At 68.8% G+C, this 25330-nt stretch carries 24 protein-coding genes; 6 read left to right on the top strand and 18 right to left on the bottom strand.

Annotated features, from left to right (window positions below; genetic code table 11):
- Positions 1–51: 51 nt before the first annotated feature.
- Positions 52–672: a heme-copper oxidase subunit III gene (locus tag ACIBA9_RS14130; protein WP_362154079.1), complete on the bottom strand. Its 621-nt coding sequence runs from the start codon at positions 670–672 to the stop codon at positions 52–54.
- A 154-nt stretch (positions 673–826) separates the two neighbouring features.
- Between ACIBA9_RS14130 and ACIBA9_RS14135 the strand changes: the two genes are divergently transcribed.
- On the top strand, positions 827–1228 hold the full coding sequence (locus tag ACIBA9_RS14135) for a hypothetical protein (protein ID WP_362154080.1): 402 nt from the start codon (positions 827–829) through the stop codon (positions 1226–1228).
- 104 nt (positions 1229–1332) lie between these two features.
- Here ACIBA9_RS14135 and ACIBA9_RS14140 read toward each other — a convergent pair whose 3' ends face one another.
- The 4 genes from ACIBA9_RS14140 to coxB all read right to left on the bottom strand — a co-directional run bounded on the left by ACIBA9_RS14140 (position 1333) and on the right by coxB (position 5855).
- Positions 1333–2592, bottom strand: coding sequence for an Ig-like domain-containing protein (locus tag ACIBA9_RS14140; protein WP_399362720.1), 1260 nt, complete (start codon positions 2590–2592; stop codon positions 1333–1335).
- Between the two features lie 175 nt (positions 2593–2767).
- Positions 2768–3166 (bottom strand): cytochrome c oxidase subunit 4, encoded by a 399-nt coding sequence (locus tag ACIBA9_RS14145; protein WP_362154086.1) that lies wholly within the window; start codon positions 3164–3166, stop codon positions 2768–2770.
- Entirely contained in the window at positions 3163–4896 is a 1734-nt protein-coding gene (gene ctaD, locus ACIBA9_RS14150; protein WP_399362722.1) for a cytochrome c oxidase subunit I, read from the bottom strand. The genes ACIBA9_RS14145 and ctaD overlap by 4 nt, the downstream gene beginning before the upstream one ends.
- Positions 4893–5855: a cytochrome c oxidase subunit II gene (gene coxB, locus ACIBA9_RS14155; RefSeq protein WP_399362724.1), complete on the bottom strand. Its 963-nt coding sequence runs from the start codon at positions 5853–5855 to the stop codon at positions 4893–4895. The genes ctaD and coxB overlap by 4 nt, the downstream gene beginning before the upstream one ends.
- A gap of 301 nt (positions 5856–6156) precedes the next feature.
- Between coxB and ACIBA9_RS14160 the strand changes: the two genes are divergently transcribed.
- Positions 6157–7533 carry a cysteine desulfurase/sulfurtransferase TusA family protein gene (locus ACIBA9_RS14160; protein ID WP_399362726.1) on the top strand — a complete coding sequence of 459 codons (1377 nt, stop codon included), beginning with the start codon at positions 6157–6159 and terminating at the stop codon, positions 7531–7533.
- Between the two features lie 56 nt (positions 7534–7589).
- On the opposite strand, the gene ACIBA9_RS14165 is transcribed toward ACIBA9_RS14160, so the two are convergent.
- On the bottom strand, positions 7590–8564 hold the full coding sequence (locus tag ACIBA9_RS14165) for a carbohydrate kinase family protein (protein ID WP_393898733.1): 975 nt from the start codon (positions 8562–8564) through the stop codon (positions 7590–7592).
- Positions 8565–8693: 129 nt separating this feature from the next.
- On the opposite strand from ACIBA9_RS14165, the gene ACIBA9_RS14170 reads away from it, so the two are divergent.
- Both ACIBA9_RS14170 and ACIBA9_RS14175 read left to right on the top strand, forming a co-directional pair.
- Complete coding sequence (locus tag ACIBA9_RS14170) at positions 8694–8903, top strand: hypothetical protein (RefSeq protein WP_399362728.1); 210 nt, start codon at positions 8694–8696, stop codon at positions 8901–8903.
- Between the two features lie 102 nt (positions 8904–9005).
- The gene (locus ACIBA9_RS14175) at positions 9006–10526 is read left to right on the top strand and encodes a hypothetical protein (protein ID WP_399362730.1); all 1521 of its coding nucleotides are present in this window, start codon (positions 9006–9008) and stop codon (positions 10524–10526) included.
- A gap of 87 nt (positions 10527–10613) precedes the next feature.
- Here the strand turns inward: ACIBA9_RS14175 and erpA are convergent, their stop codons facing one another.
- On the bottom strand, positions 10614–10970 hold the full coding sequence (gene erpA, locus ACIBA9_RS14180; RefSeq protein ID WP_362154099.1) for an iron-sulfur cluster insertion protein ErpA: 357 nt from the start codon (positions 10968–10970) through the stop codon (positions 10614–10616).
- 264 nt (positions 10971–11234) lie between these two features.
- On the opposite strand from erpA, the gene nadA reads away from it, so the two are divergent.
- A complete protein-coding gene (nadA, locus tag ACIBA9_RS14185) occupies positions 11235–12431 on the top strand; it encodes a quinolinate synthase NadA (protein WP_399362732.1) in 1197 nt (398 codons plus the stop codon).
- Between the two features lie 25 nt (positions 12432–12456).
- On the opposite strand, the gene ACIBA9_RS14190 is transcribed toward nadA, so the two are convergent.
- Positions 12457–13245, bottom strand: a complete 789-nt coding sequence (locus ACIBA9_RS14190) for an SDR family oxidoreductase (protein ID WP_399362734.1) — start codon at positions 13243–13245, stop codon at positions 12457–12459.
- On the bottom strand, positions 13242–14348 hold the full coding sequence (locus ACIBA9_RS14195; protein ID WP_399362736.1) for a 3-oxoacyl-ACP synthase III family protein: 1107 nt from the start codon (positions 14346–14348) through the stop codon (positions 13242–13244). The genes ACIBA9_RS14190 and ACIBA9_RS14195 overlap by 4 nt, the downstream gene beginning before the upstream one ends.
- 47 nt (positions 14349–14395) lie before the next feature.
- On the opposite strand from ACIBA9_RS14195, the gene ACIBA9_RS14200 reads away from it, so the two are divergent.
- Entirely contained in the window at positions 14396–15151 is a 756-nt protein-coding gene (locus tag ACIBA9_RS14200; protein ID WP_399362738.1) for an SDR family NAD(P)-dependent oxidoreductase, read from the top strand.
- Between the two features lie 64 nt (positions 15152–15215).
- Here ACIBA9_RS14200 and ACIBA9_RS14205 read toward each other — a convergent pair whose 3' ends face one another.
- The 9 genes from ACIBA9_RS14205 to ACIBA9_RS14245 all read right to left on the bottom strand — a co-directional run bounded on the left by ACIBA9_RS14205 (position 15216) and on the right by ACIBA9_RS14245 (position 25125).
- Positions 15216–16421: a cytochrome P450 gene (locus tag ACIBA9_RS14205; protein ID WP_399362740.1), complete on the bottom strand. Its 1206-nt coding sequence runs from the start codon at positions 16419–16421 to the stop codon at positions 15216–15218.
- Positions 16418–17659: a hypothetical protein gene (locus tag ACIBA9_RS14210; RefSeq protein ID WP_399362742.1), complete on the bottom strand. Its 1242-nt coding sequence runs from the start codon at positions 17657–17659 to the stop codon at positions 16418–16420. Before ACIBA9_RS14210 ends, ACIBA9_RS14205 begins: the two co-directional genes overlap by 4 nt.
- A 217-nt stretch (positions 17660–17876) precedes the next feature.
- Positions 17877–18488: a LuxR C-terminal-related transcriptional regulator gene (locus ACIBA9_RS14215; RefSeq protein WP_399362744.1), complete on the bottom strand. Its 612-nt coding sequence runs from the start codon at positions 18486–18488 to the stop codon at positions 17877–17879.
- Positions 18489–18714: 226 nt separating this feature from the next.
- Positions 18715–18942, bottom strand: coding sequence for a ferredoxin (locus ACIBA9_RS14220; RefSeq protein WP_399362746.1), 228 nt, complete (start codon positions 18940–18942; stop codon positions 18715–18717).
- The gene (locus ACIBA9_RS14225) at positions 18939–20303 is read right to left on the bottom strand and encodes a cytochrome P450 (RefSeq protein ID WP_399362748.1); all 1365 of its coding nucleotides are present in this window, start codon (positions 20301–20303) and stop codon (positions 18939–18941) included. Before ACIBA9_RS14225 ends, ACIBA9_RS14220 begins: the two co-directional genes overlap by 4 nt.
- Positions 20300–21391, bottom strand: a complete 1092-nt coding sequence (locus ACIBA9_RS14230) for a terpene synthase family protein (RefSeq protein WP_399362750.1) — start codon at positions 21389–21391, stop codon at positions 20300–20302. The genes ACIBA9_RS14225 and ACIBA9_RS14230 overlap by 4 nt, the downstream gene beginning before the upstream one ends.
- 8 nt (positions 21392–21399) lie before the next feature.
- Positions 21400–22467, bottom strand: coding sequence for a polyprenyl synthetase family protein (locus ACIBA9_RS14235; protein WP_399362752.1), 1068 nt, complete (start codon positions 22465–22467; stop codon positions 21400–21402).
- Entirely contained in the window at positions 22464–23822 is a 1359-nt protein-coding gene (locus ACIBA9_RS14240) for a cytochrome P450 (protein ID WP_399362754.1), read from the bottom strand. Before ACIBA9_RS14240 ends, ACIBA9_RS14235 begins: the two co-directional genes overlap by 4 nt.
- Positions 23823–23889: 67 nt before the next feature.
- Positions 23890–25125, bottom strand: coding sequence for a cytochrome P450 (locus tag ACIBA9_RS14245; protein WP_399362756.1), 1236 nt, complete (start codon positions 25123–25125; stop codon positions 23890–23892).
- Positions 25126–25330 lie beyond the last annotated feature (205 nt).

The following is a 25330-nucleotide window of genomic DNA, read 5'->3' on the forward strand; positions in this document are numbered from 1 at the left end:
GTGTCAGGATCTTCTGCGTCGATGCTTCTGGATGTGCGGGAGCGGTCCCGGCTACTTGATCAGGTAGATCGTGGCGAAGAGGCCGATCCAGACGACATCGACGAAGTGCCAGTAGTAGGACACGACGATTGCGGCGGTCGCCTGCTCGTGCGTGAACCTCTTCGCCGCGTAGGTGCGGCCGAGGACCAGCAGGAAGGCGATGAGACCACCCGTCACGTGCAGGCCGTGGAAGCCGGTGGTCAGGTAGAACACCGAGCCGTACGGGTCGGAGGACAGCGAGATGCCGTCCTTCTTCACCAGCTCGGTGTACTCGTAGATCTGACCGCCGATGAAGATCGCACCCATGATGAAGGTGAGGATGAACCAGCCACGGAGCTTCTTCACGTCGCCGCGTTCGGCCGCGAACACGCCGAGCTGGCAGGTGAGCGACGAGAGCACCAGGATCGTGGTGTTCGTCGCGGAGAAGGGCACGTTGAGCGCGTGCGCCATCTCCTTCCAGTGAGCCGGTCCGGTCACCGACCGGAGGGTGAAGTACATCGCGAAGAGGGCCGCGAAGAACATCAGCTCGGAACTCAGCCAGATGATGGTTCCGACGCTGGTGAGGTTCGGCCGGTTGACCGACGGGTGCGCGTGCCCGGTATCTACTGTCGTTGCTGTCGCCACGACCGACATTATGTCGGTCGCTTATCCCGCCCTCACTCCGGGGGGTGCCGTTCGGAGTGTTGCTGCCCGCCGAACCGGTGCTGACGTGGTGTTCATGGGAGTAACATCCGCCCAAACGGCCCTGTCCGTCCTGTCCGTACGACGCTGACGTCCCGGAGGAACAATGCAGCCGACCGCCACGGTGCTGGTCTACAGCGACGACTCCAACACCCGCGAACAGGTACGGCTGGCCACCGGTCGTCGGCCGGCTCCGGACGTGCCCGAGGTGGAGTTCGTGGAGTGCGCGACGCCCGCCGCGGTGCTGAGCGAGCTGGACAAGGGCGGCATCGACGTCTGCGTGCTCGACGGCGAGGCCGTGCCCATGGGGGGCATGGGGGTGTGCCGGCAGATCAAGGACGAGGTGTTCCAGGCCCCGCCGGTACTGCTGCTGATGGGCCGGCCGCAGGACGCCTGGCTGGCGACGTGGAGCCGGGCCGACGCGGCGGTCACCCTGCCCGTGGATCCGGTGGAGTTCGCCGCCGCGCTGGCTTCCCTGCTGCGGCGCACGAGGCTGCTGAGCGCCTGAGGGTCCGGGGCGCGGAACGCACGGCGCGTGCGGGCCGGTGGGTGTCTCGTGCGCCCACCCGGCGCGGCCGCGCATCGCCGTGCTCCCGCGCCCCCTCGGGACGTTCACACGGCCGTCGGCTGGAGCCTCGCCGCGTCCGCGGTCGACGGGGTGTCCGTGGTGCCGGTCAGCGCGCTGCCGGTACGCCATTTCTTCCAGTCGAGGTTCCAGTCGCCGAAGCCGTTGCCGAAGGGTTCCATCGGGTCGCCGCCCGAGTTGACGACCTTGACGACGTCACCCTCGTGGATGTTGTCGAAGAACCACTCGGCGTTGGACGTGCTCATACCGGTGCAGCCGTGGCTGACGTTCGCGTACCCCTGGGACCCGACGGACCAGGGGGCGGCGTGGACGTACTCGCCGGACCAGGTCACCCGGGTGGCGTAGTACACCGGCAGGTCGTAGGAGTCGGAGCTGCCCTCGGCGATGCCGACGGTGCTGCCGCGCATCCGTACGAAGTACTGCTTCTCCAGTACCACCTTGACGCCGTTGCGGGTTTCGAAGCCCGGCTTGCCGGTGGTGACCGGGATCTGCTCGACCTGCGCACCGTTCTTGTAGTACGTGAGCTGGTGCGTGCCGGCGTCCGTGATGACCTCGACCCGGTCGCCCGTGGTGATCTTCAGCGCCTTCGACTTTCCGCCCCACAGCCGGTCGCTGATCCGCACGCCGTCCAGGTTGCTGTGCACCTGGATGGTGGCGTGGGCGGGCCAGTACTCCCGGGGGCGGTAGTGCAGTTCCTTGCCGCTCACCCAGTACCAGGAGCCGGGCACGGCCGGTACGGAGTCCACCCGGAGGGCTCGCTCCACGATGGCCCGCTGCGCCTTGTCCTTGATCTCCTGGTCGAGCTGGGCGGTGATGGGCTGTCCGACGCCGTAGGTGCCCTTGTCCGGCCCGAAGGTGACGTTCAGCCGCTTCTTGCTGGTGGGTTTGCTGGTGTCGAACGCGAGGACCTTGCGGCCCGGCGCGCCGTCCTCGTCCTCGATGCTCACCGTGACCGTGTAGTGGGCGTTCGCGGCCAGCGGGGAGGTGCTGTGCCACCGGCTGCCGTCGGCGGCGAGTTCGCCCGCCACGTAGCGCCCTGTGGAGTCCTGGGCGGTGACATCGGTGATACGGCCGTCACCGCTCTTCTCGGTGACCTCCAGGGGCTTGTCCGGATCGGCCTGCTTCCCTGCATCGGTGGGGCCGTTGAAGGAGATCTGGCCCGCTGCGTCGTACGGCCTGGCCGACAGGGGGTTGCCGTCCGAACCGCAAGCGGTGACGCCCGCGCCGAGGGCGGTCACCAGCAGGGTGCAGCTGACGACGGTGCGGGTCCGCGCAGTGTGATTCATACGATCACGCTATGAGGTGGTGACCGTACCGGCACGGTGGGTAACTCGTTCGAGGGAACGCTGGTGCGGCAAAAGAGGGACGGGAGCCTTCGCCGGGGCTGCCGCGCCCGGAAAAACCGGGGAGCCCGGACCCTCCTGACGAAGGGTCCGGGCTCCCGGTGCGTGTGCTCGCGCGCTACTGGGTGCGGTTCTCACCGCGGTAGTACTCGAACACCCAGCCGAACAGGCCGAGCATGATGATCGGAGCGGCGAAGTAGATCAGCCACCAGCCGACCGCGATGCTGAGGAAGGCGATCGCGCCGCCGGTGCCCAGCATGAGCGGCTGCCAGCTGTGCGGGCTGAAGAAGCCCAGCTCGCCCGCCTCGTCCGCGACGTCCGCCTCCTTGTCGTCCTGCGCGCCCGCGTCGACCCGCCGGGCGGTGAAGCCCAGGTAGAAGCCGATCATGACGCTCAGGCCGAAGGCCAGGAAGAGCGCGGTGGTGCCGGCCGGCTCCTTCGACCACACGCCATACACGATGGCCATGATCAGGATGAAGACGCTCAGCCAGATGAACATCCGACCCTGGATCTTCACTTGCCGGCCTCCTTGCTGCCCGCGATGGCGGTGCCGTGACCGACGTTCTCGAGTTGTTCGAGCGCGGCGATCTCAGGGTGGTGCAGGTCGAACGCCGGGGATTCGCTGCGGATCCGCGGCAGGGTGAGGAAGTTGTGCCGCGGCGGCGGGCAGGAGGTCGCCCACTCCAGCGAACGGCCGTAGCCCCACGGGTCGTCCACATTGACCGGCTTGCCGTACTTGGCCGTCTTCCACACGTTGTAGAGGAACGGCAGGATCGACAGGCCGAGCAGGAACGAGCTGATGGTCGAGATCGTGTTCAGGGCGGTGAAGCCGTCGGCCGCCAGGTAGTCGGCGTACCGGCGCGGCATGCCTTCGGCGCCCAGCCAGTGCTGGACCAGGAAGGTGCCGTGGAAGCCGACGAACAGCGTCCAGAACGTGATCTTGCCGAGGCGCTCGTCGAGCATCTTGCCCGTCATCTTCGGCCACCAGAAGTGGAAGCCGGAGAACATCGCGAAGACGACCGTGCCGAAGACCACGTAGTGGAAGTGCGCCACCACGAAGTACGAGTCGGAGACGTGGAAGTCCATCGGCGGCGAGGCCAGGATGACACCGGTCAGACCACCGAACGTGAAGGTGATCAGGAAGCCGATGGCCCAGAGCATCGGTGTCTCGAAGGACAGCGAGCCCTTCCACATGGTGGCGATCCAGTTGAAGATCTTCACACCGGTGGGGACCGCGATCAGGAAGGTCATGAAGGAGAAGAACGGCAGCAGCACACCGCCGGTGACGTACATGTGGTGCGCCCACACGGTCACGGACAGACCGGCGATCGCGATGGTGGCCGCGATCAGGTTCATGTAACCGAAGATCGGACGACGGCTGAAGACCGGCATGACCTCGGAGATGATGCCGAAGAACGGCAGGGCGATGATGTACACCTCGGGATGGCCGAAGAACCAGAAGAGGTGTTGCCACAGCAGTGCGCCGCCGTTGGCCGGGTCGAAGACGTGTGCCCCGAATTTTCGGTCCGCCTCCAAGGCGAACAGCGCGGCCGCCAGGACCGGGAAGGCCAGCAGGACCAGCACACCGGTCAGCAGCACGTTCCAGGTGAACACCGGCATGCGGAACATCGTCATGCCCGGTGCGCGCATGCAGATGATCGTGGTGATGAAGTTGACCGCGCCCAGGATCGTACCGAAACCGGAGAAGGCCAGACCCATGATCCACATGTCGGCACCGACGCCCGGCGAACGGACCGCGTCCGACAGCGGGGAGTAGGCGAACCAGCCGAAGTCCGCCGCGCCCTGCGGGGTCAGGAAGCCGCCCACCGCGATGCTCGAGCCGAACAGGTACAGCCAGTAGGCGAACATGTTCAGCCGCGGGAACGCCACGTCGGGCGCGCCGATCTGCAGCGGCATGATCCAGTTGGCGAATCCGGCGAACAGCGGCGTCGCGAACATCAGCAGCATGATCGTGCCGTGCATCGTGAACGCCTGGTTGAACTGCTCGTTCGACATGAACTGCAGACCCGGCCGGGCCAGCTCGGCGCGCATCAGCAGCGCCATCACGCCACCGATCAGGAAGAACGCGAACGAGGTGCAGAGGTACATCGTCCCGATCGTCTTGTGGTCGGTGGTCGTCAGCCACTTCACCACGACGTTACCGGGCTGCTTGCGCCTGACCGGCAGCTCGTTCTCGTACGAGTCCTCCGCTGCCGCGGCACCCTGGGGTTCGTTGAGGATGCTCACAGGTTGTTCGTCTCCCGGTTCTTCTCGTGGCTCGTCTGCGCGATGCCGGCGGGAACGTAACCGGTCTGCCCCTTCTTGGCGAGGTCCTTGAGGTGCTGCTGGTAGCGCTCCGGGGAGACGACCTTCACGTTGAACAGCATCCGGGAGTGGTCGACGCCGCAGAGCTCGGCGCACTTGCCGAGGAAGGTGCCCTCCCTGTTGGGGGTCACCTGGAAGGCGTTGGTGTGGCCCGGGATGACGTCCTGCTTCATCAGGAACGGCACCACCCAGAAGGAGTGGATGACGTCACGCGAGGTCAGGACGAAGCGGACGGTCTTGCCCTTGGGGAGCCAGAGCGTCGGCCCGGGGTTGCCGGTCTGCGGGTTCCGCGTGCCGGGCGTACCGACGTCGTAGACACCGCCGGCGTTCGCCGGGAAGGCCTTCTTGAACCGGTCCGGGATGGCGGCCAGGTTCGGGTCGGTCTTCGCGTCGCCGGTGACGCCGGGGACGCTCTCGACGTAGTTGAAGCCCCAGCTCCACTGGAAGCCGACCACGTTGACCGTGACATCCGGCTTCTTGTCGGTGAGGCTGAGCAGCTTCGACTCGTCCCGGGCCGTGAAGTAGAACAGCACCGAGATGATGATGATCGGGACCACCGTGTACAAGGCCTCGATCGGCATGTTGTACCGGGTCTGCGTAGGAACCTCGATTTTGGTGCGGCTGCGCCGGTGGAACATGGCGCTCCACAGGATCAGGCCCCACACCAGCACGCCGACGGCGAGCGCGGCAGCCCAGGAGCCCTGCCACAGGGAGAGGATCCGCGGAGCCTCTTCCGTGGTGGGGGTGGGCATACCAAGGCGGGGGAAGTCCTTGTATGTGCAACCGGTCGCGGTCGCCAGGACCAGGCCCGCGGTCAGTGCCTGCAGCAGCTTCCGCCGCATCGGGCGCCGCGGCGAGCGGTCGGAGCCGTTGGGACTCACGTAGCGCCTTCCCGAGAGTCTCGCCCGCGCGGTTGGCTGCGGCCTTCTCGCTGGTCGGTCGCCGCCCTGCGTCGGGCAGGGGTTTGGATGTTTATGCGGACCAAACCCTAGCCGACGCTCTCCGAGGGTTCGCGGGGAGGGGGGCATACGCGCCGCCGGTCACTCCGAAGGGGTCGGATTGGGCGCCCAATGGCTCGGGTTGTCATGGTTCGGCGTGCCGGCGCGGAGGGCGTTGTGGCTGGTCGCACGGTTCGTGGCGCCCCTGGAGCGGCCGCCTTCACCGAAGTCTTACCGTTGCCCTGTGCCCTACTTCGATGCAGCCTCCGCCGCCCCCCTCCACCCCGTGGCCCGACAGGCGCTGTTGGCCTCGCTGGACGAGGGATGGGCCGACCCCGCCCGGCTCTACCGGGAGGGGCGAAAGGCCCGCATGCTGCTGGACGCCTCCCGGGAGGCGGCTGCCGAGGCGGTCGGGTGCCGGGCCGACGAGGTGGTGTTCACGACCTCCGGGACCCGGGCCGTACACACGGGCGTGGCGGGCGCGTTGGCCGGACGGCGGCGGGTGGGGCGCCACCTGATCGTGTCTGCCGTCGAACACTCCTCCGTACTTCATTCGGCCGAGGTGTTCGAGGCGGACGGCGGGTCCGTCACCCATGTGGGTGTCGGCCGGACGGGAGCCGTCGACCCCGGGTCCTTCGCCGCGGCGCTGCGCGCGGACACCGCGCTGGCCGTCCTGCAGTCGGCCAACCACGAGGTCGGCACCGTGCAGCCGGTGGCCGAGGTCGCCGAGGCGTGCCGCGCGGCCGGGGTGCCGTTGCTGGTGGACGCGGCGCAGTCGCTGGGGTGGGGGCCGGTCGCGGGCGGCTGGGCGCTGCTGGCGGCCAGTGCGCACAAGTGGGGCGGGCCGTCGGGGGTCGGGCTGCTCGTCGTGCGCAAGGGGGTGCGGTTCGCGGCCCAAGGTCCGGTGGACGAGCGGGAGTCGGGGCGCGCCGCGGGGTTCGAGAACATCCCGGCGATCGTGGCGGCGGTGGCCTCCCTGCGCGCGGTGCGGGCCGGGGCGGCCCAGGAGGAGGTACGGCTGCGGGAGCTGACGGAGCGCATCCGGACGCGGGTGCCGGAACTGGTGGCGGACGTGGAGGTGGTGGGCGACGCGGAGCGGCGGCTGCCCGGGATCGTCACGTTCTCCTGTCTCTACGCCGACGGCGAGGCGCTGCTGCACGAGCTGGACCGGGCGGGCTTCTCCGTCTCGTCCGGCTCCTCCTGCACGAGCAGCACGCTGACGCCCAGCCATGTGCTGAAGGCGATGGGGGTGCTGAGCGAGGGGAACGTACGGGTGTCGCTGCCAATGGGCGCGGCCGAGGCGGACGTGGAGCGGTTCCTCCAGGTGCTGCCCGAGGCGGTGGCGGCCGTGCGGGCGAAGCTCGGGGCGCCCGCGCCGGCCGTGCGGGCGCGCCCCGCCGAACTCGTCGTCGACTCCCTGGGCAAGCGCTGCCCCATCCCGGTCATCGAGCTGGCGAAGGTGATCGGGGACGTGCCGGTGGGCGGCACGGTCCGCGTCCTGTCGGACGACGAGGCCGCCCGGCTGGACATCCCCGCCTGGTGCGAGATGCGCGGCCAGCGCTACCTGGGCGAGGAACCGGCCGAACGGGGCACGGCCTACCTGGTGCACCGGCTGGTCTGAAGCGTCCGCCGGGTGCGCGGGGAACCGTGCGGCCGGCCCCCGCGCACCCGCGGCCGTCAGCGCAGGTGGGTGCGGACTTCCTCGGCGGCCGTCTCCCCGTACGCCTTGGTGAAGCGCTCCATGAAGTGACCGCGCCGCAGCTGGTACTCCTGCGTGCCGACCGTCTCGATGACGAGCGTCGCCAGCATGCAGCCGACCTGGGCGGCCCGCTCCAGGGAGACACCCCACGCCAGGCCGGACAGGAAGCCGGCGCGGAAGGCGTCGCCGACGCCCGTGGGGTCGGCCTTGCGCTCCTCCTCCGCGCAGCCGACCTCGATCGGGTCCTCGCCGACGCGCTCGATGCGCACGCCGCGCGAGCCGAGCGTGGTGACGCGGTGGCCGACCCTGGACAGGATCTCCGCGTCGCTCCAGCCGGTCTTGGACTCGATGAGGCCCTTCTCGTACTCGTTGGAGAACAGGTACGTCGCGCCGTCCAGCAGTATCCGGATCTCGTCGCCCTCCATGCGGGCGATCTGCTGGGAGAAGTCGGCGGCGAAGGGGATGTCCCGCGAGCGGCACTCCTCCGTGTGGCGGAGCATCGCCTCGGGGTCGTCGGCGCCGATCAGGACCAGGTCGAGGCCGTCCACGCGGTCGGCGACGGTCTTCAGCTCGATCTGGCGGGCCTCGCTCATGGCGCCGGTGTAGAAGGAGCCGATCTGGTTGTGGTCGGCGTCGGTGGTGCACACGAAGCGTGCGGTGTGCAGGGTCTCGGAGATCCGGACCGACTCGGTGTCCACGCCGTGCCGGTCGAGCCAGGCCCGGTACTCGTCGAAGTCGAAGCCGGCCGCGCCGACCAGGATCGGCCGCGTGCCGAGCTGGCCCATGCCGAAGGCGATGTTCGCGCCGACCCCACCTCGGCGCACGTCCAGGTTGTCGACCAGGAAGGACAGCGAGACCGTGTGCAGCTGATCCGCGACGAACTGCTCGGCGAATCGGCCGGGGAAGGTCATGAGGTGGTCGGTGGCGATGGAGCCGGTGACTGCGATGCGCACGTCGGCATTCTCCTGCGGGAGGCGGGATTGACAGTTCACGCTACCCGTTCGAGCGGCGCCACTGAAGCTGGCAAAACTACCCGATAGTAGATCTTTCTTCGCGGACCCGAGCGTGCCTACGGTGCGCTCATGACGATTCCCGAGGCCGACCACAGCCGACCCGCCGAGTACGACGGTGATCTCGCCGCACTGCGCGGTGACTGCGCCCGGATGGCACCGCACTGGGCGGCTCCCGAGCGCGCCGCGTCGCGGCCGGTGTCCCCGTCCCGGATCCACGGGGTGCGCGTCCCCGCCCGGTCCGCCCGGCTGCTGGACGCGATGTCGGACTACGGCGACTGACCCGTCCGGCGCAGTCCCGGGAACCGCGCACTCGCCTCCCGCGTCCCATCGCCGTCCCCCACGCCGGGGAGCACGGGACACGAGCCAGCGAGGAGCGATGCGGTGAACACCGAGCGGCCTGAGAACTCCGGTGACGCGCAGGTGCCGGAGCCTTCCGGTGAACATGTGGCGGGGGCGCCGCGGGCCGGCGCCGAGGAGACGGCCGGCCGCTCCGGCCGGCACCGCTCACCGCTGGTCGTCGCCTCGGTGGCGGCCGCGGTGCTGCTGGTCTGCGTCGGTGGCGCGTATCTCGCGGCGAGCGGTGGCCCGGGGGGCGGTACCGCCCCGGGCGCCTCGGGCGGGGGTGGCACTCCCCCGCAGCTGGCCCTGGACGGCGCGTCGGACGGGAACGGCATCGCTCCCGGGGAGCACGACCCGTCCGGCGCGACCTACGTGGCGGGCGGCGAGCTGCCCCGGGGGCCCGGCTCGGCGCCGGTGTACCAGTCGGCGGGCGGGGTCGGCGAGAGCGCCGTGGCGCGGCTGGCGAAAGCGCTCGGCATCGACGCGTCGCCGGTCGCCGAGGGCCGGATCTGGCGGGTCGGCGGCAAGGACGGGACCGGGCCGAGGCTGCAGGTCGACCGGGACGCGCCGGGCAGCTGGACCTACAGCCGGTTCGCGCCGGGCACCGACAACTGCAGGAAGGGGATCCTGTGCGCGCACGACCCGGCGGCCCCCGCCGGCACCTCGGTGAGCGCGCGGGAGGCGATCCGGGTGGTGGCGCCGGTGCTGAAGGCGGCCGGGCTGGCCGGCGCGAAGACCGACGCGAGCCAGGTGCTGGGCAGCCAGCGGGTGGTCAACGCCGATCCGGTGGTCGGCGGGCTGCCCACGTACGGCTGGACGACCGGCCTGAGCGTCGACAAGCGGGGCGAGGTGGTGGGCGGTCACGGGCTGCTCGCCGCGCCCGTGAAGGGCGACACCTATCCGGTGCTGGACGCGCGCAGGTCGCTTGAGCTGATGAACGCGGCGCCGCCGAAGAGCGGTCACCGGATGGGGATCGGCGGCTGTGCCACGCCGGTGCCGGCGAAGGACCGGCTGGAACAGCCGTGCGGTGCGGTCCCGGGTGCGACCACCGGGGCGCCCGGTCGGGCGGCGGACACCCTCACGGTCGACGAGGCGGTGTTCGGGCTGGCCGCGCACTCGGTCGGCGGGCGGCAGGCCCTGGTGCCCTCCTGGCTGTTCCGGGTGCGGGCGGCCGGGCAGGACGCGTTCACGGTGACCTATCCGGCGATCGACCCCAGGTACCTGAAGTCGGCCCGGTCGGCTCCGTCGGCGCGGCCCTCCGGTGCCTCCGGGGAGCGGCATGTGAAGGTGACCGGCTACACGGCCGACGGCCGGGAGCTGACCGTGCGGTTCTTCGGCGGGGTCTGCGCCGACTACACGGCGTCGGCCACGGAGAGCGGCGGCCGGGTGACGGTCGCGGTCACGGAAAAGCCCTGGCCGGACAAGGTGTGCGTGCTGATCGCCAAGGAGTACGGCAAGACCGTACGGCTGAGGGCGCCACTGGACGGGCGGACGGTGGTCGGCACCGACGGCGCGCGGATCGCCGCGGCCGAGCCGGGCGCGCTGCGGCCGCAGGCCCGCTGACCTCGTCGCGACGCACGAAGGCGGCGGCCCCGGGAAGGGGCCGCCGCCTTTCGCGTCGGACCGGGCCGGCCGGTCCGTCGGGGCCTATCAGCTGAAGGAGTCGCCGCAGGCGCAGGAGCCGGTCGCGTTCGGGTTGTCGATCGTGAAGCCCTGCTTCTCGATGGTGTCCACGAAGTCGATGGTGGCGCCGCCGAGGTACGGGGCGCTCATGCGGTCCGTGACGACCTTGACGCCGTCGAAGTCCTTCTTGACGTCACCGTCGAGCGAGCGCTCGTCGAAGAAGAGCTGGTAGCGCAGGCCGGAGCAGCCGCCGGGCTGGACGGCGACACGCAGGGCGAGGTCCTCGCGGCCTTCCTGGTCGAGCAGGGCCTTGACCTTGGACGCGGCGGCGTCGGTCAGGATGATGCCGTCGGTGACGGTGGTGGTCTCGTCCGATACGGACATCTACATCTCTCCCGGGTTGTACGGAGACTGCTTGCCGACGAGTGCAACCGGCGTTTCCGCGGATTCATTCCGGGCCGGGCATTCGCATGGTCGCGTTCTTCCTTGTCTCTTCATGCTCGCACACGCCCGGCGACGGCGGCAGCGGCCGGGAGCGCGCTACGGGCAGGATTCACGTCACATGGACGCTATGGCCGTCGTCAAAGTGACGTGAAGCGGATATGATAGATAGCGTCAGTTAGACGAAAAGTAGAAAGGGTGCGTGTCGTGACCACCGCCCAAACCCCGGAGCTCGACGTACAGCCGACTCCGCTCGCCCTGCTGCTGCTCGGCCGCGAGGCCGACCCGAAGAGCGAGCGGGGCGTCGAGTGTCCCGGTGACCTGCCTTCGCCGTCCGACCCCGACCTGGTGCAGCGCGCCCGCGCGGCCAAGGAGAAGCTCGGCGACAAGGTCTTCGTGCTCGGCCACCACTACCAGCGCGACGAGGTCATCCAGTTCGCGGACGTCACGGGCGACTCCTTCAAGCTGGCCCGGGACGCGGCCGCGCGCCCGGAGGCCGAGTACATCGTGTTCTGCGGTGTGCACTTCATGGCCGAGTCGGCGGACATCCTGACCTCCGACGACCAGAAGGTCGTCCTGCCCGACCTCGCCGCCGGCTGCTCCATGGCCGACATGGCGACGGCCGAGCAGGTCGCCGAGTGCTGGGACGTGCTGACGGAGGCCGGGATCGCCGAACAGGTCGTGCCGGTGTCGTACATGAACTCCTCCGCCGACATCAAGGCCTTCACCGGCAGGCACGGCGGCACGATCTGCACCTCGTCGAACGCCAAGCGCGCCCTGGACTGGGCGTTCGAGCAGGGGGACCCGGCGACCACGAAGGTGCTCTTCCTGCCCGACCAGCACCTGGGCCGCAACACCGCCGTCCGGGACATGGGCATGTCCCTGGACGACTGCGTGGTCTACAACCCGCACAAGCCGAACGGCGGCCTGACCGCCGACCAGCTGCGCGCCGCGAAGATGATCCTGTGGCGCGGGCACTGCTCGGTCCACGGCCGCTTCAGCCTGGACTCGGTCAACGACGTGCGCGAGCGCATTCCCGGCGTGAACGTTCTCGTCCACCCCGAGTGCCGGCACGAGGTCGTGGCGGCGGCGGACTACGTCGGCTCGACCGAGTACATCATCAAGGCGCTGGAGGCGGCCCCGGCCGGTTCCAAGTGGGCCATCGGCACCGAGCTGAACCTGGTCCGCCGGCTGGCGAATCGTTTCGCGCCCGAGGGCAAGGAGATCGTCTTCCTCGACCGGACGGTCTGCTTCTGCTCGACCATGAACCGCATCGATCTGCCCCATCTGGTGTGGACCCTGGAGTCCCTGGCCGAGGGCAACCTGGTCAACCGCATCGAGGTCGACGAGGAGACCGAGGCGTTCGCGAAGCTGGCCCTGGAGCGGATGCTGGCGCTGCCGTAGGCGCGCGGGGCCGGCCCGGTCGCCGTCAGCACGGATGACCGCAGAACGGCGCCGTGATGCTCAGGCCGCCGTCCACCACCAGGTTCTGACCGGTGATGTACTCGGCGGCGGCCGACAGCAGGAAGTCGACGGCGTCGGCGACCTCCTGCGGCGAGCCGGGCCGGCCCTTGGGAATGTGCGGGACGATGTCGTCGGCGGTCAGGCCGGTGGCCTTCAGGTAATGGCCGAGGGAGTCCGTCGTGATCATGCCTCCGGTCACCACGTTGACGTTGACGCGCCGGGGCGCCAGCTCGGCGGCGAAGTAGCGGGCCCATGCCTCCAGCGCCGCCTTCTGGGCGCCGATGGCCGCGTATCCGGGGATCGCGCGCCCGGAGGCCAGCGACGAGATGGCCACGATCCTGCCACCCCGGTCCATGAGCCGGACGGCACTCTGGGCGGCGATCACGAAGGACTGGGAGTTCATGGCGTGGCTGCGCACCAGGTGGCGCGGTTCGACCTGGTCGACGGTCTTCACGGGGCCCGCCGCCGCATTGGCGACCAAGTGGTCGAGCCTGCCGAAGCGCCCCTCGACGAAAGCGAACAGTTCGGCCGTCTGCTCGCTGTCCTCGATGTCGGCCCGGCACAGGCAGCCGTGTCCGCCCGCCTTCTCCACCTCCTCCAGGGCGCTGCGGGCGGCTTCCTCGTCCTGCTTGTAGTTGATCACCACATGGCCGCCGCGCCGGGCGACCGTGCGCGCCACGGCCCGCCCGATACCCCGAGAGGCGCCCGTGACGACGGTCACCAAGCCCTGTCCCCCGTCCTCCGGCAGGCTCATGCCGCTCCCCTCTCTCCGGTCTCTCCGGCCCCGAAATCCTCCGGGCCGCACCAGCGCAGGACGGTGCCGCCGTAGCTCATGCCCGAACCGAAGGACACCAGCAGAACCTCGTCGCCGGGGTGCAACCGGTTGGATTCGAGGGCTTCCCACAGAGCCAGGATCACGCTGGAGCCGCTGGTGTTGCCCAACCGGTCCGCCACGACGACGGTCTTGCTCTCCGGCTGACCGAGTTCGCGGACCAGCCGACGCAGCAAGGTCGGGTTCGCCTGGTGAGAGATGATCAGGTCGACGTCGTCCAGGGTGGTTCCGGCGGCCTTGACGACCTGTTCGGCGAAGTCCGGGATGACGTCCAGCGCGAAGTCGCGTACACCCCCGCCGTCCATGCGCATGTAGTTCGCTCCGCTGAAGCGGTTGGGCACACCCCCGGGCGGATCCTGACGCTCCGTGAAGGCCGTGTAGTACAGCTCGGGCTTGGTGCGCATCAGCGTGGGGCCGACGCCCCGCCCGTCCCGGCACGCCTCCAGCAGATAACAGCCCGCGCCGTCGCCGAAGATGGCGTGTCCGGTGCGGTCCTCGGGGTCCAGGCACTGGGCGACCGTGTCGGCGATGACGACGGCGACCCGCTGGTACTCGCCGGAGCGCAGGTACTTCACGCCGACATCGAGCGCGAAGACACCTCCCGCGCAGCCGCCGGCGTTGACGTCGAACCCCCTGATGTCGAAGAGCTCCGCCTTGCGCAGCACGGCGGCGGCCATGGCCGGCAGCATGTGGTCCGGTGTGCCGGTACAGCAGATGAGGAGATCGATCGTCTCCGGGGCGATGCGGGCGCGGACACAGGCGTCCCGCAAAGCCCCGACGGCGAGGTCAGAGGTCAACTGGCCGGGCCGGGCCACCCTGCGCGCGTGAATTCCCAGCTTCGCCCGAATCCATTCATCACTGGTGTCGAAACGCTCGACGACCTGTTCGTTCGATATTTCGACGTCGGGCACAAAACGCCCCACCGATCGAATTCCAACGGATACCGGAGCACTATTCCACACCGTCCGCTCACCCCTTTCAAGAAAACGAACAAAAGGCTTGCCCTGCCTGGCTGGGTCATTCACGATTGATCAGTCCGCCGTGTTTCGGCTCCGTCGAAGGAAGGCTTCTCATGTCTCGTGCCGTCGCTCTCGTCACCGGCGGAACCTCGGGTCTCGGTCTCGCGACCGCGCAGCGACTGCGGGCCGACGGCCTGCGGGTGGTGATGCTCGGCCGCTCGCGGGAACGCGGCGAGGAGGCCGCGGCGCGGCTGGGTGCCGAGGCGACCTTCGTGCCCGGGGACGTCACCGTCGAGCGCGATGTCGAGCGCGCCGTCGAGACCGCCGTGAGCCAGGGCTCGCTGCGGGCCCTGGTGAACTGCGCGGGCCGCGCACACGCGGCGCGGGTGGTGGGCCGCTCCGGCCCCCACTCCTTGAAGGAATTCACCGAGGTGATCGAGGCCAACCTGGTCGGCACCTTCAACGCCGTGCGGCTGGCGGCCGACGCGATGGCGGAGAACGAGCCGGTCGCCGGAGAACGGGGAGTCGTCGTCAACACCGCCTCCATCGCCGCGTTCGACGGTCAGATCGGTCAGGCCGCCTACGCCGCCTCGAAGGCGGGGGTGGCCGGGATGACCCTGCCGCTGGCCCGAGATCTCGGGCCGTTGCTGATCCGGGTGGTCACCGTGGCCCCGGGTCTCTTCGACACCCCGGCGGCGGATGTCCTGCCGGCCGGAAAGAAGACCGAACTGGCCGGGCTGGTACCTCATCCGCGCAGGTGGGGACAGGCAGAGGAGTTCGCGGAGCTGGTGCTCCACATCCTCCGCAACTCCATGATCAACGGCGAGACGATCCGGCTCGACGGCGGCCTGCGGCTCCCCGCCCGTTGAGCCACACGTCCATGAGCACGGCACGCGAGACGGGCACCGTCGGGCCTCGCGTGCCGTGCGGCCCTCACCACGCGATCGGCAGGTCCTGACAGCCGTACACGATGGCTCCGTCCCGCATCCGCACCTGGTCCGCGGGGACCGCCAGGCACAGACCGGGCAGCCGGTCGAGCAGCGTCTGGAAGCCGATCCGCAGCTCCGCGCGGGCCAGTTGCTGGGCCACGCACTGGTGCACGCCGAAGCCGAAGGCCAAGTTGCCCGAGGGTGTGCGCGTGATGTCGAAGCGGTCCGGGTCCGTGAAGCGCTCGGGGTCCCGGTTGGCGGCCGGCAGCGACACGGTGAGGGTCTGCCCGGCGCGCACGGACTGCCCGCCCAGTTCCACGTCCTCGGTCGCGCCGCGCGAGATGCCGAACTGGATGACGGTCAAGTAGCGCAGGAGTTCCTCGACGGCGTTGTTCACAAGCCCGGGGTCGGCGCGCAGGGCCGCAAGCTGTTCCGGGTGGGTGAGCAGGGTGTAGGTGCCCAGAGAGAACATGTTCGCGGTGGTTTCATGGCCGGCGGTGAAAAGCTGGAACGCCACGCTGGTGAGTTCCACATCGGAGAGTTCCGCCGACTGCACGAGTCCACTCAGCAGGTCGTCTCCGGGCTCTTTCCGCTTGAGTGTCACGATATGCGCGAGGAATTCGAAGATGATGCGATAGCAGTCCTTCACTTCGGCCGCGGAGGAGTCGATGCGCAGCATCTTCTCGGACACGGGCTGGATGTCCTGCCAGTCGCTGTACGGAATTCCCAGCAGATCGCAGATGACACGGGAGGGCAGTGGCATGGCGAACCCGGTGACGAGGTCCGCGGTGGCGGCACCGTCCGCCTGCATACGGTCGATCAACTCGTGCGCCACCGCGGCGATCTTCGGTTCCATCTCCCGCATCCGGCGGGTGCTGAGTTCGCCGGTCAGCAGCCGCCGGTACTTGGTGTGCTCCGGCGGGTCCATGCCGACGAACATGCCGGGCACGTCCTCCTCAGGGGGCTGGCCGTCACCCAGGACGTCGTGCACCGCGGAATGCCGGATGCGCGGGTTGGAGCTGAACCGGGAGTCGGACAGCACCTGCCGCGCCAGTTCGTGGCCGGTGACGATCCAGCCCTGGTGTCCGTCCGCGTAGGTGAGTGGAGCCACCGGGCAGCGCCGGCGCATCTCGGACAGCTCCGGCGGGGGATCCAGCGGATGGACTCGTGCCATCGGGATGCGGGGTGGCGTGGCTTCCTGCTGGGTCATGCGCGCTCCTGGTTCGTGGTGCGGGCGCGGAGCAGTTCCGCGGTGCGCTCCGCGAGAGCCGTGCGCTCCGCCGCGGAAAGCAGGCCCTCGGGGGACGTGATCTCTATGCTCAGCCGCCCGCCGTACGAGGTGACGACGAACAGCAGCAGACCGTGCATGGTGGTGGTCGTGTAGCCGCGGAAGTCCGTGATGCGCAGACCCCGCGGTGCGGTGAATTCGGGGAGGGGCCCGAGGTTGGTCACGACGAGGTCGACGGAGACGGGCTCGGCGGCGGCGAACTGGCCGGCCTCGAGGATGGCGCGTTCCGCCTCGCCGTCGTCGACGGCCTTGTCGAGCCGCTCTTTGATGGCCTTCCCGACGGCGGTCGGATCGGCGCCTCGGGGGACGGAGACGACCGTCTCGACTCCGCTGACGAAGTTGGTGGACTCCTCGACCGTCACCGGCGGTTCGCTCCTGGCACGCAGATCCACCGGGCAGCCGCACACCAGGTCCAAGGCGTCTGTGCCGGGCCGGCCCTCCCGGACGGCTACGGTGGCCGCGCCGGCCACGAAGCCGTGGACCGAGAACGAGTCGGCGCGCAGGGACGCGCGCAGTAGTTCGGTGTCCTCGGCGTCGAGCCGGAGCCTCTGGGGCACCACCGTGTGCGGCTCCGGAGAGGGTGCCGCGGCCAGGGCCGCGCACAGCGCGTCCCGGTCCACGGCGCTCTCGGTGACAACGGCCCGGTCACGCTCCCTCAACAGGGCCTCGGCGGACCTCTGGGAGGGGACCTCGGGGGCGGTGTAGGGCTGCGTGCGGCCTTCGGTGAGGGCGGTGTAGTTGCGGCACAACTTCGCCAGCAGGGTGACGCCGCCGCGCCCGTCGATCATGCTGTGGTGCAGGACGAGAATGACGCGTGCGCTGTGCTCGGCCCGCACGATGACAAGCCGGCACAGCTCCCGGGTGGAGTCCAGCGGGCGAGCCATCTCCGCCAGGTAGACGTCCTCCTCGGCCTCGGGGGTGCCGTCGGTCTCCCGCAGAACGGCCGACGGCAGCCGGCCGGGCGGGATGCTGAAAAAGTACCCTTTCTCGTCCCTGCCCAGGTTTCCGGTCAGCAGCGGAACAGCGTCACACAAGGCCCTGAAGGCCTGGATGAGCCGATCCGGGTCGAGCGTACCGGCGACTGTTATGGAATAAGAGCCGGACCAGTCCACAAAAGCGTGATAAGCCTCGCTGGGATCCAGATACCGCAGCCGTGACATTAAGCACTCATTCCCATCGGATCCGTCCGGCAAAGTACCGTGCACCGACGCCCCGAATTTGATCAGGAAGCAATCCCGACGGAACGTGTGACCTCAGTATTTCCGGGCGCAACCGAAGTGTCTTCGGCCCAAGAACCAGTCCGAGAGCCCGTCTCCGGGCGGGGCTCGTCGGGCTGGGACCTGGACCATCGGCCAGGGCCGCGGACAGCGGGAAGGGTCAGACGCCCCGGGCCGCGATGGGCTGGCCGTGCGGCGTGGTGAAGGAGCCCATGGCAGCGATGAGCTGGGCTCGCGTGCTGACGCCCGACTTGGCGAGCACATTGGAGACGTGGAATTTGATGGTCTTCTCGGTGACGCACAGAGCCGCCGCGATGGCCTTGTTGGACAGCCCCTGGCAGAGCAGGCCGAACACCCCGTTCTCACGCTCGGTGAGTCGGTCGCGGAACCGGTGGTCGACACCGGGGGGCGTACAGCCCGCACGGACGGCCTGGAGGAGGCAAGCGGTGAGTTCCGGGGACGCGAAGCCCCCGTCGTCCAGGACCGCGTGGACGGCGTGGACGACATCGTCGTTGGCCGCCTCGCGGTGGACGACTCCCCGTACGTTGCCTCTGACCAGGCCTGCGAGCCGCTCAGGGGCCATCGACTCGATGCCGTACACCACGGCGGCCGGCGGGTTCGCGACAGCCCTGTCCAGTTCCTGGATGAGCTCGGTCAGTCCCGCCTCCAGCAGGACAACATCGGGCCGGCACTCACTGACCCGCTGCACGGCCTGTTGTTCGTTCGCCGCTTCCGCGACGACGCAAATACCCGGGTCCTGGGTGAGCAACATTTTCAATCCGAACCGGGCCTGCGGATGACTGTCGCATACAACGACATCGACCGGGTTACGGGCCGCAGCAAATCGGTTCATTCCAGTGAGACTGACCGGCATGGGTCCCCCTACCTCGCTACCGTCAACGTTCGACACGCTAATCGAACGCCCGCAGGCCACGCAAGGGTTCAACCGTCACATGCGACCCACCCACACACTTGTGGGTACTTTAATCCGTCATGTGCTACTCGGCTTCGCACCCGCTTCCCAGTACGCTTGTCACGGAAATTGCTTTGCACGGACAGTTTTCCGATGCGATCCTGACGGATTTTTCACTTTCCCTTGGTGCAAACCGTTCCAGGAGCACCACTCTGCCGTCGGTATCGCGCTGATCGAAGACGTCCGGTGCGCTCAGGGCGCACATGCCCGCGCCGCAGCAGCGCTCCCGGTCGACGCTGATGCGCAACGTCATGGACAGGCCACCCGTTCCCGACGCGGGACCGGCGTGATCGTCATGGGCATGTGATTCGGGTTGACCGTGGCCCATGGCATCTCCTTGACCTTCGTTCCCTCGACGAGCGCCAGCCGCCAGCGCCGGGTGATCGTGCCCAGCACCACGTGCATCATCGCCCAGGCGAACTGCTCACCGATGCAGTGCCGGGGTCCCGCTCCGAACGGTGTGTACGCGCCCTTGGGCAGGCTCGCGGCCGGCCGGTCCAGCCAGCGATCCGGATCGAAGCGCAGCGGATCGGGGAAGAGATCCGGGTCGCGGTGCACGGCGTACGGGCTGTAGAAGAGCTCGGTGCCGGCCGCCACATGGCCGCCACCCAGCGGAAAGTCCCGCACGGCCCGCCGGGATATGACGAGGATCGGCTGCCGCACGCGCATCAGCTCCTGCAGCACCCGCCGGTTGAAGGGCAGACTGCCGACGTCGGCCATCGTGAAGTCCCGCTCTCCGACGACCTCGAAGACCTCCGCGCGCGCCCGCTCCTCGATCTCCGGGTGCCGGGCCAGCTCGTAGAAGAGCCAGGCCATGGCGGTGGCGGCGGTCTCCGAGCCGGCCATGGTCACCGAGACGATCTGGTTGCACAGCTCCTCGTCCGTCATCGGACGGCCGGTTTCCGGGTCACGGGCGGCCAGGAGCATGGACAACATGCCCGCTCGGCCCGGCTCGGCGGCGCCCTGCCGGTAGGCCAACATCACGCCGCTGATGGCCTCGCGCAACTGCGCGAAGGCCGTGTCGAACCGGCGGTTCATGGGCAGGGGCAGCTTCTCCAGCAGGTCACCCGGCGACACCGTGCGCCACATGATGGCCTCCAGCACGACGGGCAGGATGGCCGCCAGTTCCTCGTGCGCCGACCGGTCCACGACCGAGCCGAACATGGTGCGGGCCAGGATGTTGAAGGTGATGTCGCGCATGGCCCGGTCCACCGGGATCCGAGCACCGGGCTGCCAGTGAGCGGTCTTCTCCTCGGTGACCTCGCGCATCACCTCGACGTACCGGCTGATTTCGTCCCGATGGAACGAGGGCTTGATCATGGCCTGCTGGCGGCGGTGCTCGTCGCCGTAGGCATGGATCACGCCGTTGCCGGTCAGCGGCCGGACCTTGTCGTAGAACCGGCCCTTGTCCAGCAGGTCCTTGCGGTCCGTGAGCAGGGTGTGGATCAGCGGAGGCGAGGTCACGAACAACGAGGGCATCGGGCCCAGGTCCACGCGGACCAGGTCACCGTGCGCGCGCAGCGAGGTCAGGAAGCGCAGCGGGCTGCGCATGAGTGTCACCGCGTGGCCGAGCCCCGGCATCCGTCCGGGCGCTGTCGTGTAGGAGACGCTCACGCGTGCGCCTCCGAGGTCGGCGTGGCCAGTCGGCAGTAGGCGCGGCCGCTGTAGACCGTGCGCTCCAGACGCAGCGTGAGCATGCCGGAACGCGCGCCGTTCCACCGGTGCCCCGTCCCGTTGTAACGGGAGGTCAGGTACGACCACTGCAGATTGCCGGCCATCATGTGCCACAGCGCGTCCAGGTAGGCCCGGATGTCCGCGCGCCGGCCCCACTCACTCGCCTCGATGGCCGCTCTGGTCCGCATGAAATCGGCTCGCTTGCCGTCGATGAGCGCGAACAGGCGGTCCACGCCCTCCTGCAGACCGAGTCCCTCGCTCAACCGGAGGACCGAGAGGGCGTTGACGTAGTCGTCCATCATCGCCTCGGCCCGGAAGGAGAACATGTCGTTCGTCAGCATGATGTGGACCAGGGCGATGTCGATGATCTCGCGCAGTTCCGTGTGGCGCCGGAGGTCCTCGGTCAGGTCGATGCCCAGTCCGTACTCGCCGAGCACGAAGTACATGCCCATGCCGACGCTGTCCTTGCGGACTCCTATGTAGGTGTCGTAGTCGAAGACCCGGTCCTCGGCGCGAGAGGTGATCTCGTGGACACACCCGGCCAGGAAGCGCCGGACCTCCGCGAGGAACCGGTCCCACACGGCGGGCGGCATACCCGCGCTCATCTCCTTCCACAGGCCCTGAAGCACCGAGCCCCACATCTGCGTGCCGTCGGCCTGCCCGTCGAGGATGCCCGCGAGCAGCACGAACAACTCCTCGGCGGCGGCGGGATCCTTTCCGATCTTCTCGCGATCCACCATCGCGTTGTCGAACACGGAGAGGTACTCGGTGTACTTGCACAGGTGGCGCAGCCGGTCCTCACGGGCCGAGGGCAGCACCAGGCACGTCCACAGGGACGCGGTCTCCTCCAGCAGGAGGTCCATGTCCCGCGGATCGTCCATGGCGAACCCCATGGTTTGCCGAACCCAGGCGTCCGATTCCCGTCGGATGTCCTCCGTCTCCGGGTGGCTGCACGCGGGCAGCAGGTAGGGGAATTCGGGGAGGTAGATCTCCGCACCGTCCGAGAACGGCTTCGGAATGGTCGACATCCGGTCAGTCACCTTTCACGATGCACGCAGGCTGCCGCCAGCGACTCCAGTTCGTTCAGCGCGGAGGGGTGGAGACCGGCGGCACGCACGGCCTGAATGGCTCCGGCGTGGCGCTCGCCGATCATCCGCTCGATGGCGGCGTGCGCCCCGGTCGCCCTGACCACGTTCCGCAGTTCGGCCAGGTCGTCCAGGCCGAGCCGCTCGGATCCGTAGAGCAGATCGAGCCGGGCGTACTGCGCGGGATCCGCCAGCTCCCGGGCCATCGCGATGAGGGCGGTCGGCTTGCCCTTGCGGGCGTCGTCCAGTGGCTCCTTGCCGGTCAGCTCGGGCGCTCCGAACAAGCCGATCACGTCATCGCGGAGCTGAAACGCCTCCCCCAGCAACAGCCCGAAGGTGTCGTACGCCCCGAGTAGCGCCTCGTCGGCGCCGGCCAGGGCGGCACCGATCTGCAGGGGGTAACGGATGGTGTAACTGGCCGTCTTGTGCCGGACGATCTTCAGAGCGTCGGCAAGCCGTCCGCCCCGCGACTCGCCGACGAGGTCGAGGAACTCCCCGTACAGCGCCGAGATGCGCAGCCGGCCGAACAGACGGCGAGCCCGCGCGCTCCCGCGCACCAGGGGGCTGTCCTGGAACACCTGCTCCGACCAGACCAGGCAAGCGTCGCCCGCCAGCAGTGCGCCATTCTGCCCGAATCGCCGGCTCTCGCCCTGCCAGCCCTGTTCCGTGTGCCACTTGCCGAGGGACAGGTGGACGGACGGACGGCCGCGGCGCAGATCGCTGTCGTCGATGATGTCGTCGTGGATCAGAGCCGCGGTGTGGAACAGTTCGAGCGCGGCGGCCACCTCGATGATATCGGCGTCGTCCGCGGATCCGCCGGCGCCGTACCAGCCCCAATAGCAGAACAGGGGGCGGATCCGCTTGCCCCCGTTCATGGTCAACTCCCGTAGACACAGCAGCACCTGCCGCGCGGCCGGGTCGGTCTCCTCCGCGATCCGTTGCCGGAAGAAGGCGTCGAGACTCCCGTTGACCTGTGCGGTGACGTCCGCGCTCTTCGCCAGCGCCTCGGCGATGGTCACTTGTCGCGCCTGACGACCTTCATGGACAGTTCCCCGGGAACCAGGGCGCCCATGGCGATGGGCTTCACCGGCTCACCGGTCACGGGCTGGACGGACCAGCGCTGCAGCAGGGTGGCGAGGACGGTCTGGGTCTCGAACCAGGAGAACGACTCACCGATGCAGTTGCGGACACCGGCGCCGAAGGGCATGAAGGCGCTGCGCGGCACCTCCTTGGCCCGCTCGGGCAGCCAGCGGTCGGGGTCGAACGCCTCCGGGTTGTCGTACACCTTCGGGTCGTGGTGGACGGCGTAGATGGAGTACAGGACCTCTGTTCCGGCGGGAATGCGATGGCCACCGAGTTCCGTGTCCCTCACGCACTTGCGGCCCAGCGCCCACACCGGCGGATACAACCGCAGCGCCTCCTGGATGACGCGCCGGGTGTAGTCCAGGGCGCGCAGGTCGCCCGCCTCGACCGGGCGGTCGCCCGTCACCTCGTCGACCTCCGCCTGCATCCGGCGCTGCACCTCGGGGTGGCGGCCGAGGAGCATGCACGCCCAGCTCATGGCGCTCGGCGTGGTCTCGGACCCGGCCGTCAGGAGCGTCATGAACTCGTCCTGGATCTGCTTGTCGGTCATCGACTTGTTGCCCTCGTCACGCGCGGTGAAAAGGAGGTTCATCAGGTCGTCCTGCCGGTCGCCTGGTTTGTCCTTGGCCCGGTGGTCGGCGATGATGCGCCGTCCCATCGAGTACAGTCGGCCGATCGCGCTGTGGAATTCCCGGCTGGACCTGTTGGGAATCCGGTCGAGCAAGCCGGGCGGAATCGCCGCACGTTTTTCGACGCCGGATATCACGATCGGCATGGACTTGAAGACCTCGGCCACGTCCTGTTCCACCATGTCGGTGGAGAACAGTGCCTTGATGACGATGCGTACGGCGAGTTCGTAGAACATGCTGTACATGCCGACACGCTGACCGTCGCGCCAGGTGTCGAAGACATCGGTCGCCGACTCGCGCATCACGTCGACATAGGTGGCGATCTTCTCGTGATGGAACGCAGGCTGCATGAGCAGGCGCTGCCGGCGGTGGAAGTCGCCTTCGGACAGCAGGATGCCGTTGCCCAGCAGTGGGCGGGCCTGGTCGAACTGCATCCCCTTCTCGAAGGACTTGGCCTTGCGGACGAGAATGTCGTACAGCATGTCGTGGTCGCTGACCACATAAGCCTGCCTGGTGCCGAGCCAGATCCGGACCAGGCCACCCTGCTCGCTGACGCTCTGGAAGAACCGGAGCGGATTGCGGAACATCTGGACGGCGTGGCCTGCGAGCGGAACACGCCCCGGCATCGGAGGAACTGACGGTGCGGCAGTCGCGAGAGCCATGGTTCTTCTTGCCTCCGTGGATGGAACGTGGGGAGTACGCCTGGGGACGAGGACGGCCGGTCGCGGTTCAGGACCAGGTGACGGGAAGCTCGGCGAGCCCCCGGAAGACGAAGCCGCCCGGCAGGTACCGGGGCTCGAAGCCGTCCGCGAGGCGCAGTCCGGGCAGTGCTCTCACCAGCGTCTCCAGAGCGATCTTCGACTCCAGGCGGGCGAGAGAGGCACCCACACAGAAATGGATGCCGTGGCCGAAGCCGAGGTGACGGGGCGATCCCTGCCGGTCGAGACGGAAGGTGTCGGGGTCGTCGACCCACTGCGGATCCCGTCCGGCGGCGGCGAACATCACGCGCAGTCGGGCGCCTTCGGGCACCTCGGTGTCACCGACCCTGAGCACCTCGGTGGCGACACGGGGCGCGCCCTGTACCGAAGAGTCGTGGCGCAGGGCCTCCTCCACCGCGGCGCCGGCGAGGCCGGGGTCCTTGACCAGCTGCTCCCACAGCGAGCGGTCACGCAGCAGCTGATGCATCGCGTTGGAGATCAGGTTGGTGGTGGTCTCGTGCCCTGCGGCAATCATCACGCGCAGCGCGACGACGGCGTCCTCGATCGTGCACACCGGGTCATCCTCACCGGCGGCCCGCGCCAGTTCGGTGAGCAGGTCGTCGGCGGGCTCCCGGCGGCGCTGCTCCAGCAGGCCGAGCACGTACTTCTCGTACGTCACCACGTCGGTGGCGCAGTGGACCTGCTGTTCCGGGGGCAGGGGGACGACCTGCAGGGCGAGCCACTCGTTGTTCCACTGCTTGACCCTGGCCCGGTCCTCCTCCGGGATTCCGATGATGTCGCAGATCACCGTCATGGGCAGCGGGTAGGCGAACTCCGTGAGGAGATCACAGTTTTCCTTCGCCGCGATCAGGGTTGCGAGTCGCTCCGCTATCTCGCGGATCGACGCCTCCCGGCGTCGCAGCGCGCGCGGCGTGAAGTACTCGCTGATGAGGTTGCGGAACCGTGTGTGGGCCGGCGGATCCACGTTGTAGAGGGCCACCCGAAAGAACAGCGAGTCGTCCAGGATCGCCTTCGCCTCAGGGCAGAACGGATACGAGCCGTCCAGGTTGTAGCGGCTCGTGAAACGCTCATGATCCCGTTGGACAGCCTCGATTTCCGCACGTCCGGTGACGATCCATTCGTCCAGCGCGGTCTGGTGGGCGACCGGCTGTTCCTTCCGAGCACGTGCGAATGCCGCGTACGGACACGCGGTGTATTCCGGCGACGTAGGGTCAAATATTTCTGCGGCAGGAATGTCGGGCGACATCGGGAGTGATTTCCTCCTGTTTCGGGCGATTGCCTACCACCGAAGGCGGTAGGGCCCACCCGCACGATCGGATTTAAGGATCATCGACCGATGCCGCGGTTGTCTTCCGCCGAGAGGCCAGGATCCATACGCCCGGCCAAAGACGAGGAGGTGCGGTTTCCCAGTCGCCGGACCAGGAAACCGCACCTCGTAGAGGGCCGACAGC

The organism is Streptomyces sp. NPDC051452 (assembly GCF_044454765.1).
In the GTDB taxonomy this organism is placed as follows: Bacteria; Actinomycetota; Actinomycetes; order Streptomycetales; family Streptomycetaceae; genus Streptomyces.